Origin of the sequence: Pigmentiphaga litoralis, assembly GCF_014651835.1 — a bacterium.
Classification (GTDB): domain Bacteria; phylum Pseudomonadota; class Gammaproteobacteria; order Burkholderiales; family Burkholderiaceae_B; genus Pigmentiphaga; species Pigmentiphaga litoralis.
This window is the reverse complement of sequence record NZ_BMXQ01000001.1, coordinates 3,082,673-3,095,513: the sequence shown is the minus strand read 5'-3', so window position 1 is coordinate 3,095,513 and position 12,841 is coordinate 3,082,673. Positions and strand designations below refer to the sequence as shown.

Annotated in this window: 9 protein-coding genes; 3 read left to right on the top strand and 6 right to left on the bottom strand. The window is 61.9% G+C overall.

Annotated elements, in window-relative coordinates; all coding sequences use genetic code 11:
- The first annotated feature begins 107 nt into the window (after nt 1-107).
- The 3 genes from IE116_RS14045 to IE116_RS14035 are packed head-to-tail and all read left to right on the top strand — an operon-like array spanning nt 108 to nt 4,065.
- Nucleotides 108-1,232, top strand: coding sequence for a catalase family peroxidase (locus IE116_RS14045; protein WP_189613363.1), 1,125 nt, complete (start codon nt 108-110; stop codon nt 1,230-1,232).
- Nucleotides 1,229-1,612, top strand: a complete 384-nt coding sequence (locus IE116_RS14040; RefSeq protein ID WP_229828169.1) for a plastocyanin/azurin family copper-binding protein — start codon at nt 1,229-1,231, stop codon at nt 1,610-1,612. The genes IE116_RS14045 and IE116_RS14040 overlap by 4 nt, the downstream gene beginning before the upstream one ends.
- 38 nt (nt 1,613-1,650) lie before the next feature.
- Entirely contained in the window at nt 1,651-4,065 is a 2,415-nt protein-coding gene (locus tag IE116_RS14035) for a putative bifunctional diguanylate cyclase/phosphodiesterase (RefSeq protein WP_189613361.1), read from the top strand.
- 33 nt (nt 4,066-4,098) lie between these two features.
- On the opposite strand, the gene IE116_RS14030 is transcribed toward IE116_RS14035, so the two are convergent.
- The 6 genes from IE116_RS14030 to IE116_RS14005 form a co-directional block, all read right to left on the bottom strand.
- The gene (locus tag IE116_RS14030; protein WP_189613359.1) at nt 4,099-5,214 is read right to left on the bottom strand and encodes a glycosyltransferase; all 1,116 of its coding nucleotides are present in this window, start codon (nt 5,212-5,214) and stop codon (nt 4,099-4,101) included.
- A gap of 19 nt (nt 5,215-5,233) precedes the next feature.
- Nucleotides 5,234-6,010 (bottom strand): class I SAM-dependent methyltransferase, encoded by a 777-nt coding sequence (locus IE116_RS14025; protein ID WP_189613357.1) that lies wholly within the window; start codon nt 6,008-6,010, stop codon nt 5,234-5,236.
- Between the two features lie 19 nt (nt 6,011-6,029).
- Nucleotides 6,030-6,755 (bottom strand): hypothetical protein, encoded by a 726-nt coding sequence (locus IE116_RS14020; RefSeq protein WP_229828168.1) that lies wholly within the window; start codon nt 6,753-6,755, stop codon nt 6,030-6,032.
- Between the two features lie 58 nt (nt 6,756-6,813).
- On the bottom strand, nt 6,814-10,224 hold the full coding sequence (locus IE116_RS14015) for a two-partner secretion domain-containing protein (RefSeq protein ID WP_189613355.1): 3,411 nt from the start codon (nt 10,222-10,224) through the stop codon (nt 6,814-6,816).
- A gap of 79 nt (nt 10,225-10,303) precedes the next feature.
- A complete protein-coding gene (locus IE116_RS14010; protein ID WP_229828167.1) occupies nt 10,304-11,968 on the bottom strand; it encodes a ShlB/FhaC/HecB family hemolysin secretion/activation protein in 1,665 nt (554 codons plus the stop codon).
- Nucleotides 11,969-12,467: 499 nt separating this feature from the next.
- On the bottom strand, nt 12,468-12,830 hold the full coding sequence (locus tag IE116_RS14005) for a response regulator (RefSeq protein ID WP_189613353.1): 363 nt from the start codon (nt 12,828-12,830) through the stop codon (nt 12,468-12,470).
- Between the last annotated feature and the right edge of the window lie 11 nt (nt 12,831-12,841).

Below are 12,841 nucleotides of genomic sequence, written 5' to 3'. Positions count from 1 at the left end.
TGGCCTCAGCTTCGTTCCGGTTTGGCCGTAGACGGGAATGAGACTTTCAGAAGGCAGGCCTGACGCCCACTGAAACGCGATGCCGTCTCCGGTCGGAACGGGTCGAGGTGAACAAATCCATCCATCGCCGGGCCCGACAGTTCATAGGCGGCTGGGAACTGGCTTCTGTGCAAATCAAAAAAATGAGCGACCTTTTATCCCGCCGCGTACGCGGTGCCGCATTCCTGCTTGCGCTGTCGACCGCTGCCGGATCGTCCGCCCATGAAGCCGCCCATGAAGCCGCTCGGGCAGGCCCGCAGGCCAGTGCTTCAGTGGTCGCGGCGCAGACGGTGGACGCCTTCGACAACTTGTTTCGGGGTCCCCATCAAGGCGCGCGTGCGGTTCACGCGAAAGGGCTTCTTGTCGAGGGCACCTTCGTGCCGACGGAAGCGGCCGCTTTGCTGAGCCGCGCCATTCACTTCAAGGGTTCCGCGATTCCGGTGGTCGTGCGGTTCTCGAATTTTGCCGGGCTGCCATCGGTCGCGGATAACGACGCCATGAGCAACCCTCGGGGCATGTCGATCAAATTCCTGTTGCCCGATGGCGGTGATACCGACATCGTGGCGCATTCCTACAATGGGTTCCCCGTTGCGACACCGGAAGATTTTGTGAAATTTCTGCGTGCGCTGGGCTCGCCCGATCCGGCAGAGATCCAACGTTTCCTGCACACGCACCCGGCGGCGCAGGCTTTCGCGGCAGCGCCGAATCTGGCGCCCCACAGCTATGCGCGTGAATCGTATTTTGGCGTGAACGCTTTCCGCTTTACGAGCGAGGCGGGCGTCAGTCATTACGGGCGCTACCGAATCGAGCCCGTGGCGGGCACCGCTTACTACACCGCAGCCCAGGCGGCAGGGAATCCCCCTGACTACCTTGCGCAGGAATTTCAACACCGGCTCAAACTTGAGCCTGCGCGGTTCAGGCTGATGGTGCAGATTGCGCGGCCGGGCGATTCGACGACAGACGGCACGGTGATCTGGCCCGACGACCGTGTAATGGTGCACGCCGGGACGTTCACATTGAACCGCATCGCGCCAGACGGGGCCGCCAGACAACGCTCCATGCTATTTACCCCGCTGAGTCTGGTCGGTGGCATTTCGCCCTCCGCCGATCCCATGCTGGTCGCCCGAAACCGGGCCTATCGCGTGTCGTATGCGCGTCGCCACGCGCCTGGTGCCGAAGGTGGGGACAAATGATGGCACGTCAAAAGCCAGGTGTTGAACTGCGGACGCACGTGTCGGGCAAACGCGTCGTGTTGCTGATGGCTGCTGTGGTCTCGATCGGTTCGGTGGGCGCGGCGCAACAGGTCACGGTCGTACAGAAAAACCGCGAGTTTGCCAAAGCCAGGGTCGCAATTGCTGCGGGCGATACCGTCAGGTTCACCAACGAAGACGAATTCCTGCATCAGATTTATGCGTCGTCGCCGGGATTTACTTTCGATTCCGATGAACAGGCGCCAGGCGAGGTCGTCGACGTCAAGTTTCCGTATCCGGGCGAGTACGACGTTCGCTGCGGCATCCACCCAAGAATGATTCTTCACGTCAGCGTCGGCAAGCCTGCTGCCACGAAGCGTTGAACGGCCGTTAGCGCCTGCGGGCATCGGGAAGATCCATCGTGTCGATCCGTCTGAAAATTCTTGTGGGGTGCCTGAGCCTCACGCTGATCACGCTGCTGCTCGGCAGTTTCATGCAGCGATCGCAGCAGGAGCTGGGATCGATCGCAACGCAGATCTACGACGAAACGTTCATGGCCGTCAGCTACTTGCGTGCCTCGCAAAATGGCCTGATTGCGGTCAAGACGTCGTTCATGCAACAAGCGCTGGAAGCGTCAACCGGGCGCCAGGTGCTGGCGCTCAATGGAAACGCATCGTCGTTCACGCCGGCGATCGACGAAGTCCTTGCCGACTTGAAGGTGGCAGGAGATAGGGCCATGTCGCCGGCAGCCAAAGACGCTGCGCTCAGGCTTCGTCAACGTGTCGAACGGCTGTCGAGCCCGGCGCAGGGAGCGAACCTGTCGCTTGCGGATCTGGACGAACTGCAAACTGAATTCGACACGCTTGTAGAGATCTATGCGGGGGACGGATTCCGGTACCGAAGAAGCGTCGGAAAGCTTATCGCGGAGTCCGCACGCCAGACATGGATAGCGATCGGCGCATCCGTCCTGGTTGCTCTGGCCATTACCTACCTGCTCAGTCGGTCTATCGTTCCGGCCATCCGCAATGCAGTGCGCATCGCAACGTCGATCGCGAGCGGCCAGCTCGACAACCATATCGACACCCGAAGCCGCGGTGAAGCCGGCAAGTTGCTGTCGTCCCTTGCCACCATGCAGTCGAGCATTGCCGCGAACCTGACGCGAATCAATGGTTTGATGGCAAGACAGGTGACGGCGCACGCAGGCGAGCTGGCGGTTCAGAACGATCGTTTCCAGGCAGCGTTGAACAACATGACGCAGGGCCTCTGCTTGTTCGATGCGTCCCACCGTCTGATTGTTTTCAATCGACGGTTTGCCGAGATGTTTGGCGTGCCCGAACTGGGCCTGCTGGCCCATGAGATCACGACGGATCCGGAATTGAAGCCACTGCTCAGTGGCAGCCCGGGGACCGCGCTGTCGCATGATCTGTCGGACGGACGCGTCATCGCCGTATCGCGCCAGGACATCGCGACGGGCGGTTGGGTGGCCACGTATGAAGACATCACCGAACGGCGCAAGATCGAAGTCAAGCTTGCCCACATGGCTCGCCACGATGCCCTGACCGGCCTGCCCAACCGGGTTCTGTTCCGCGAGCACATGGAACAGACGCTTCGCCAGCAACCGCAGGAAAAAGGGCTGGCTGTTCTGAGCCTGGATCTGGATGGTTTCAAGAACGTCAACGATTCGCTGGGACATCCGATGGGCGATGCCTTGCTGCAAGTCGTTGCCGAGCGTTTGCGCAGCTGTACGCAGGATACCGACCTGGTCGCGCGATTGGGCGGGGACGAGTTTGCCGTGATCCAGAAAGAAGTGCTGCAACTGGCCGACACCCGCGCCTTGGCCAATCGCATCGTCGAGGCGTTGAATGAACCGTTCGACATCGATTCGCAGCTGATACAGATCGGTGCAAGCGTGGGGATTGCCACCCTGGACGATGTCGCCAACCCTCACGGCGCCATTGCCGCGGACATCTTTCTGAAGAGTGCCGACCTTGCGCTGTATCGGGCCAAGTCCGAAGGTCGGGGCACCTATCGGTTTTTCGAGGCCGAGATGGACGCCCTGCATCAGGCTCGGCGCAGTCTTGAAGTTGCCTTGAGGGTGGCATTGGAACGGGGCCAGCTCGAGCTGTTCTACCAGCCGCTGGTGAACACGGCGCAGCATGAGATTTCCGGCTTCGAGGCATTGCTGCGATGGAATCATCCGCAACGTGGAATCGTCTCGCCGCTGGAGTTCATTCCGCTGGCCGAAGAACTGGGACTCATCAAAAATATCGGCCGTTGGGTGCTGCACCAGGCGTGCCGCGAAGCGGCGGGTTGGCCAGAGACGGTCAAGATCGCCGTCAATCTGTCTTCGATTCAGTTCCGCAATCACGATCTGGTGGGGGATGTGGCAAGCGCGCTCAGATTGTCGGGGCTGGCGCCCGAGCGCCTTGAACTGGAGATCACCGAATCGCTGTTGCTGCAGGACAATGTGTCCGTCCTGGCCACCCTGCATGAACTTCGGAAGCTCGGGGTCAGCATTTCGATGGACGACTTTGGCACGGGTTATTCGTCGCTGAGCTACCTGCAGAAATTTCCGTTCGACAAGATCAAGATCGATCAGTCGTTCATTCAACGATTGTCCGAACAGGACTCGGTGTCCATCGTGCGGGCAGTGATCAGCCTGGGCAAGTCGCTCGGGATGTCGGTACTGGCCGAGGGCGTGGAGACCGCTGAACAGCTCAAGGTGCTGCAGGCCGAAGGCTGTTGGGACATTCAGGGCTATCTGGTCAGCCCGCCCAAGCCTGCCTTCGACACGATAGGCTTGATCGACCGCTATGCCGTGAGCACCGCAGCCTGACCCGGCGGTCGTCCGCAAGGCGCCATGGGCGCCTTACACCGCTGCCAGGAGCTTCTCAACGCCGAACGCCATGTTCTTGAGCGTCTGCCGATAGACCTCGGTGGGCAGCCGGTCTTTCATGGCGATGAGCCGCTCGCACAGCTTGATGCACAGCGGGTAATTGCCGACCCAATAGGCGCTGATCGAAAGCTCGAATGCGATCTGATAGTCGTAGGCCTCTTTCAGCACGAACAGCAGATCTTTGGTGGTGGGAATGTTGGCGGCGTTTTCCAGGAACAGATACGCCTGGAAAAATTCCGATCTGACGTTGCACATCTTGCCCAGGCTGTAGAGCGATTCGGCACGGGTGGGCCGGTATTCGAACGCATCCAGATAGGACTGCTTTGCGCTGCGAAAATCGCCTAGCTTTTCAAAGAGCAGGCCCGTTTCGTATTTCGAGCTCCACACCTCTTCGACCCAGCCTCCGGCATCGATTCGTTTTTCATACCAGGCGATGGCCAGTTCGTGATTGCCGCAGTCGCGATGGCTTTGCGCGATGTAGAAAAGGTATCGCGTGGCAAGGCCGGGATCGGTCTCGTGCTCCAGCGCCCGTTCCAGCACGCTGGCGTCATTGGCGTATTTGGCCGCCGGATCGATCAGACTTCGGGCGCCCATCCTGCGGGACAGGATGTGGTAATCCCCTTCGATGAAACCGCTGCTTGGCGCGGCCTGTGAAAGGCATACCGCGTATTCGTGGAGCACGCCCTTGTAGATCCACGTTTCGCTCGCCTTGAAGATCTGGCTGCGCCAATACGTGAAGTCGGTGCCATAACGAAGCGAATAGGAATCTGCCGTGAGCGTGTCGAGGTTCAGGTCGCCGACCAGGACATCGTCCGCATCGATGACCAGCAGGTAGTCCGCCTTGTGCCTGGCCAGGGCAAAGGCGCGGCTTCGGTTGTGGCCGAAGTCCACCCACTGTTCAGAGTGGATCTCACCTGGAATATTCTCGGATCTGAAAAAGTCGCGGATCAGTTCTACCGTGTTGTCGGTGGAACCGGTATCGCAGATGACCCAGTAGTCCAGGTGCTGTTTGATGCTGTTCAGCGTTTCAAGAATGATGTGGGCTTCGTTCTTGACAATCATGCACAGACACAGCGTGGGGTTCTTCATGGACGGTATCTCGTGTCTGCTAGGTTTTCTGCGCAATGACTTCCATGCAGACCCGATACCGCTCGCTGATGCCGTATCGCAGGGGCGTAAAGCCGCACTCTTTCAGCAAGGCGTACAGCCGTGTCCGGCTGAAGTTGTGATAGTGCTCGATCTCGCCCCAGTACGGATTGACGTCATGCTTGTCCAGGTCATCCCAGAAGATGTTTTCCAGGTTCGGCATGGAAATGAACAGGATGCCGCCGGGCTCCAGCAAGGCATGGGCAGCGGTCAGTGACGGCTTGGGAAAGGGAATATGTTCCAGAACGTCTGCCATGCTCACCACCGCGCATTTGTCGTGCAGTGCCAGGTCGGTGATGTCCTGGCTGTAGGCCTCGATTCCGAAGCCCTGCGCAATCCTGACGTTGTCGACGCGGAGATCCGTCCCGACAGGTCGGAATCCGTATTCTTGCGCGGTGAACAGCAAGGAGCAGTTGCCAAAACCCACGTCGAGCCAGCGGCCTTCGGCCGCATACGGCAGGACTTTCTCGATCATCCTGGACGATATCAGCCGATTGTGCTCGATCCCGACGCCCGCCCGCTGGTTGTCATGCGTCTTGCCGAACAGGATGCCGCACGCTTCGTCGGTGTAATAGCCCTCGGTAAAGATATGTCCGCAGTCCAGGCACTTGCACCAGTTGATGGTCGGACTCAACACGGGGTTGTATAGCGCATGCGCCGAGCAATTTCCGGTCTTGTGCGGAAAGATGTTCGGGCGTTCGCATAAGGGGCAAGACGCATACTTTATTCGTTCGTTCATCGGGACGGTCTTTCAATAATTAGCCTGGGGCGTTGCGCGCACGTGCGTGTTCCTCGACGTCATAGGTGCCGAAAACCTGGCGCGCCGAACGCGTTTCGGGCAGCACATAGACGATGCCGTCGGTCCCGGTAAATGCCGGACTGACTACGCTCAGGAAAAAGCTGAACGGTACGTTGATGCAACCATACGAGATGCGGTTGTCTTTCGGACTCGGGGTCGAGAGGCGGTCGGCCCTGCGTTCCTTGACGCTGCCCGCAACGACAGGATGCATGGATATCGCCGTGTCGTAGTCCACCCACAGGATCTCCTTGCCCTGAAGGTTGCGGTCCAGCGACGCGACGAAGCGCCCGGCCGACGTGGTGCGTTCTTCGGGCCGGATACTCGACAGGGGCCGCTGGCCGATCCCTGGAACGGCATCGTCACCGATGGCCAGTCCCAGCAGGGCAGAGGCTGCCCCGCGCAACTGCCCCTTTGCGTCAAAAACAAAAACCTTTGCGTCGACTTTGTCGACGATCACGAAAGGCATACCGCCGTGATCGCCGGAGTCGACTGCCCAGTCGGCCACGTGCCGCGCCACCTGGGAAGGAAGCTCCTGCCCGAACTGGGCCCGCTTCGGTTCTTTGGCGCTGCCGATCGCCAGGTCCGGCTGCTGCGCAGCCGGTTCTGCCCCAACGGCGGACTGACCCGCAAGACAACTGAGCAGCAGACAAAGGACAAGCTCGCCCTTGCCCATCATCGTTGACATCGAACGGGGGTGTTCATGGCGGCTGCTCAGAGGACGGTGGTCGTGACGTGTGCGGATATCAGTTGCGTTCCGGTTTGGGCGCACGCCTGGGCGCGACATAAGGCAGGGCCGGCTGCGCCGCGGGGAGTGGCGGTCGCACGGCGGGCGGCGCTGGCGGAGGAGCGGCCGGGGGCGCTGGCGGTACCACGGTCAGCAGTTCAGCCGGCGGCGGTGCGATGACGACCGTCGGGAACCCGGGCTCTTGCGGCGCCAGCGGCAATACGTTCAGAGGCGGCCTTTGGGGAAAGACCGGAAAGGGGAAGCTGGATGACTGGGGCGACGGGGCGGAGCCGGTGGTACCCGTCGCGCCGGTGGTGCCGGTTGCGCCAGTCGTTCCGGTTGCGCCGGTGGTGCCGGTAGCGCCAGTCGTACCTGTCGCTCCAGTCGTGCCAGTTGCGCCGGTTGTTCCGGTGGTGCCAGTTGCGCCAGTCGTACCTGTCGCGCCGGTAGTGCCGGTTCCACCCGTGGCGCCGATATCGCCGGTCGTACCCGTTGCTCCAGTCGTGCCAGTTGCGCCCGTCGTTCCGGTTGCACCGGTTGTACCAGTTGCACCGGTCGTACCGGTTCCACCCGTGGCGCCGATATCGCCAGTCGTCCCGGTTGCACCGGTGGTGCCAGTTGCGCCAGTCGTTCCGGTTGCACCGGTGGTGCCTGTTGCGCCAGTCGTTCCGGTTGCACCGGTGGTGCCCGGTGCGCCAGTCGTTCCGGTTGCACCGGTGGTGCCCGGTGCGCCAGTCGTTCCGGTTGCACCGGTGGTGCCCGTTGCACCGGTCGTTCCGGTTGCACCGGTAGTACCCGTCGCGCCAGTCGTTCCGGTCGCACCGGTGGTGCCGGTTGCACCCGTGGCGCCGATATCGCCAGTCGTCCCGGTCGCTCCGGTAGTGCCAGTCGTTCCGGTTGCACCGGTAGTGCCCGTTGCGCCAGTCGTTCCGGTTGCACCGGTGGTGCCAGTTGCACCGGTCGTTCCGGTTCCACCCGTGGCGCCGATATCGCCAGTCGTCCCGGTTGCCCCGGTAGTGCCAGTCGTTCCGGTCGCACCGGTGGTGCCGGTTGCGCCTGTCGTTCCGGTTGCACCGGTGGTGCCAGTTGCGCCAGTCGTTCCGGTTCCACCCGTGGCGCCGATATCGCCAGTCGTCCCGGTTGCCCCGGTCGCCCCGGTCGCCCCAGTCGTTCCCGTTGCTCCCGTTGCGCCGATATCGCCCGTCGTTCCGGTTGCTCCGGTCGTACCCGTTGCTCCGGTCGTACCCGTCGCCCCTGTGGCGCCGATATCGCCCGTCGTACCCGTCGCCCCGGTGGTGCCAGTAGCCCCGGTCGTCCCCGTTGCGCCAGTCGCGCCGGTAGCCCCCGTCGCCCCCACAGGTGTGGGCAGATACACGCCTGTCGTCAAGGAGGCGTTGGTCAGCGTGAAGTTGCCCGAATAATCGATCGGTGGCGTGCCTAGCGGGTTATAGATCAACACTGCCGCATTCGGTCCGGTCACGGCCGCAACCGGGGTGCCGGGTGCGAATACGACGGTACCTTCCGTGTTGGCGTCCAGGCCGGCGACCAGGATCAGGTTGCCCCGGGTCGTGGTCACGGCTGCCGTGTCGACGTTCACATTGCGCCCGGCGTTCGAGCGGAAGGATCCGTCCGTGGTCGTCACGGCGGTCAAGGGATGCGCGGCATCCTTGATCAGGTTCACATCGCGTCCGGACGTGGCAATGAAGCTGCCATTGGTCATCGTGACCGGGGCGAACAGCGTGACGTCGCGTCCGGCGTTGGCCGCCAGGCTTCCCCAGTTGGCCGTAATCGCCTCGTTCACGATCACGTCCTGCACGGCATTCAAGGTCAATGTCGATACCGGCAGCGCGCCAGGTGTCTTGGTCCAGCTGATCGGCGTGTTGACGGTGATATCGCCGGCGCCGGTGCCCGTGGCATTGGCCGTGACGATGCTGACGTTGGTGCCCGCGCTCAGGGCGGTCACGAGGTCGGCAACGTTGACGTTGGCCGTGCTCGCATTCGGATCGGGAGTGAAGACGCTCCCGACAAAGCTGCCGCCGGTGGTGGCTGAATTCGTGATCGTCACGTCGGCCGGATCGAGCAGCCACATTCCGCTGGTGCCGTTGACTGCCGATGCGCTGACCCGCAGGCCGGCCACATCCAGCGCGTGTCCGGACGTTTCGATCAGGCCACCGTTGCCGGCTTGTGCCCCGCCGCGCGCTGACAGGCTGCCGTAGGCGCGCGTCGAATTGTTCGCCCACAGCACGACTTTGCCGCCGTTGCCTTGTGTGAGGGCGTCGGCCGCAATGCGGGCGTCGGCACTCAGGTAGGTGGCGGTCGCGTTGGGTACGGACGCATCCTGACCCTGGTAGCCACCGCCGACGAGCACCGTGCCGCCGCCCGCATCGCCGGAAGCGTCGATCTTGCCTTCGAATATCCCGACATGGTGCCCGGTGGCCGTGACGCTGCCACCGGTTTGTCCGGTGGCCTTGCCGGATGCGTCAACGGTGCCGCCAATGCTGACTGTGCCGTTTTGCATGCCGCCGAGCAGCCGGATGACGCCATTGTCGTTCTGCAGCGTCTGCGCCTGGATCACGCCGGTGTTGTTGACGGCATTGGTAAGCAGGTTGCCCGCGACCTGCGTGGTCAGCAAGACCTGGCCGCCGTCTGCCTGAAGCAGGCCGCCGTTCTGGACCAGTGCGTTGGCCGCGCCCTGGCTGATCACCACATTGAGCAGCCGGTCGCCCGCGACGTCGAGCGTCATGGCCGTGCCAGCGGCCAGCGCAACCGTACCCAGCCGGGCGTTGATCGTGCCCTGGTTGCTCACATTGGCGCCCAGCAGCGCCACATAGCTGCCGCTGGCCACGTTGATGGCGCCCAGGTTCGAGACGCTGCCGCTGTCGTTTCCGGAGAACTCATACAGCCCCGCCATCAGGTTGGCATCCGTCAGGTTCAACGTGGACGCCACCAGGCCGCCCACGTTCACCGACGCGCCCTGGCCGAACAGAATGCCGTTCGGGTTGACCAGGAAGACCTTGCCGTTGGCGCTCAGACTGCCCAGGATGGCGGACGGATCCGCGCCAATCACACGGTTCAGCGCCACGGAACTGCTTCCGGGCTGCACGAACTGCACCGACTGGCCCGCCTGGATGTTGAAGCTTTGCCAGTTGATCGCCACATTCGCGGTCGTCTGGTTGATGACCATGTTGCCTGACGTGCCGCCAATCGTGGCGGCACCGGCCGACACGACGCCGCCGGTAGGGTCGGCGTACACGCGGGCGCTACAGGCAAGCATCACGCACAGGGTCAGGGTCTTCAGACGGAAGCCGGCGCCCGGGCTCATGCCCAGGGTGCCAGGAAACGCTCGCTTGCCAGCACTGCGGCTTTTTTCCGAGGCGGCAGCAACGGTGCCGGTCTGGTCATCCCACATGGAGCGGTGAATTGGGTTCATGGCGATCTTTCAAATGTTTTTTTCAGGAATGCGGGGACACTACGCGGGCACGGCAGCACGGCTGCCAGGGGGCAGGGGGTCAAAAATATTTGACGGCCTGCACCCAGAAGCGGCCCGATTTATCAGGCGCTGAAGTGGCCGTTCCGCCGCCCAGCTTCCGGGCGTATGACGTCCTGATCACGAAATTGTTGGTGGCCAGCCAGTTCAGCCCGACGCCAGCGCCGCTCAAGGTGCGATGGTTGTCGCCCGTCGTCCAAGGGTTCTTGTTGGTGGTCACGCGGCCGGTATCGATAAAGCCGATCAACTGCATCTGGCCCAACATCTGTTCGGACACCCGCGGCAGGAGCCACCGGGCTTCGACCGTCGCCAGATAGCCCTGGTCGGCATAGGCCTCGCCCGTCGGGTAGGCGCGCACGCCGTTCATCCCGCCAAGTTCCATCTTCTCGGAGACGTCGAGGTTGTCTTGCGCCAGCTGGCCACGGATGCCGGCATACAGCGAGACAGTGTTCGTCACGCGCTGCAGCCGCATGGCGTTGAAGCCCAGCTTGGTGAAGTGGCCGTTGGTCCGGGCGGTCTGCGCGTCGAAGTTGCGCACCGACGCCGTGTCGATGTCGACGTTGCCGGCATAGCCCGTGATGCCGTAGCTGTTGAAGCCGCCGCCACCCAGGCTGTCGCGGTGATCCCCGCGCAGGGTGGCCATCAGCACCTGCACCTTTTTGTCGGTCACGCTGTTGAACGCATCGACCCGGTCTTCAAACGTCTTATGGTCAAAGCCAAGCAGGGCGTACAGATTGGTGTTGCGCGAGCGGATCAGCGGATAGCTGCCATAGATGCTTGCGACGCGTGCGTTCCCATGCGCGTCCAGGCTGGCGAATTCCTTGCCAAGTTCATAGCCCAGCCAGCTGTAGGCCACGCCCGCCGTCGCCTTGCCAAACTGCATCTGGTAGGAACCGCGCATGTAATTCAGGCCTGAACCCGACGTCAGGACCCGCAGCGAAGCGACGTCGCCCAGGCCGGCCGCGTTGTTCAGGTTGACGGTGGCTCCAAGGCGGTATTCGCCGGTATAGCGGTTGCCGCCGTTGTCTGCGTCGATGCTGCCGGTGACACGTTGGCCAGGCAGCACGTCGACGATCAGGTCAGACGCGCCGACTGACGCGCCGGGTGTCAGGGTCGAACTGACATTGACGCCCGGTATATCGGAAAGCAGCAACAAACGGTTTTCCAGCGGCGCAATGGCCACGGTGTCGCCCGGGTTGATTCCTTCAAGGTGGCTGGCGATCAATCCATCCGACAAATTGGTCTGATTGCGCACCTGTACCTTGCCGTATTCACCTTCCATTACTGCAATGGTGACAACGCCATTACGGATTTCCTGGGCGGGTAAATATGCCTGGGCGACAAAATAACCGCGATCGCGATAATGCTCGGTAATTTTTCTGGCCAGGCCTCGCAATTCACCCAGCGTCAGCTGGCTACCGGGCGTAAACCCTGCCACCGCAACAAGCTCGCTTTCGGGGTAAAGACGGGCACCCGTAATCGTCAGGGCATTGACCGTGATTTTCGCCGTGTCCTGCGTGGCCGTGACCTGCGGGGTGGCGGGCTCGCGAGGGAGGGCGAGCGGGGCGCGTTCCGGAATGGGAGCCGGGGGAATTTGCTGCAGCTGGCTGCCCGCGCTGGGGAGTTGCTGGGCATACGCACTGGGACTCAAGGCCATGAGCACAAAAGGCAGGATTTTTATTTTCAAGACGATGTGCCTTTGGCATTGTTCATTCTGAGCTGGGTTTTCCCAAGTCAGGATCGGTGCTTTCGGGAAAATCGAACGATCGTCCCGACTTGTTTATCGCGCAATATGCGCACTGTGAGTGAATTAGATACGTAAAACGGTTGAGCAAGGGCGAGTCAATGAAGTTAATTAAGCCTTGTGTTATCCCAGAACGTTAATTTAACTATCTGCAATCGATAACATTCACGGGTGCAGGGGGTTTTCTCCTGCACCAGCGTCGCCCGTGTGGCTATTTTGAGAAGACTAGTTGGGTAAAACAGCGATGTAATCCGCGCAGGGCAAGTGATGTTTTTAAGGGATTAATATCGGCGGCGGTTGGCGGGCGACCGGATGGCGAGCTGCGGTCGCACGATGTGGTCGCACGTATCCACGCCATGACTAAGCTGCCTGGCGCGCTGGGGTGGCAAACGAAAAAGGGGATTACGCGGCAGCGGGAGGACCCGCGCAGCCGTCCAGGCGCTCAGGCCGGGCCGGCCAGCTCTTGGACCTGTGCCAGCAGATCCGGCAAGGAATAGGGTTTGTCGAACACCCGGGCAAACAGCTCAGGATGCCGTCGTGCAAGGGCGCCCTGGGCGCCGCTGACGAGGATGATGGGCAGATCCTGGTATTCGGGTCGGGCCTTGAGGTCCTGGGCAAGCTCCAGGCCGGTCATGAGCGGCATCATGAAGTCGGTAATGACCAGCGCGGGAGGCGATTCCAGGATCAGCTCGAGCGCCATCTTGCCGTGATAAGCGAGCGCGACCTCGTACCCTTCGTCCTCGAGGGCGAAAGCAAGGACGTCTACGAGCAGGCTCTCGTCATCGACTACCACGATCTTGGTCATAGGATGCCCGC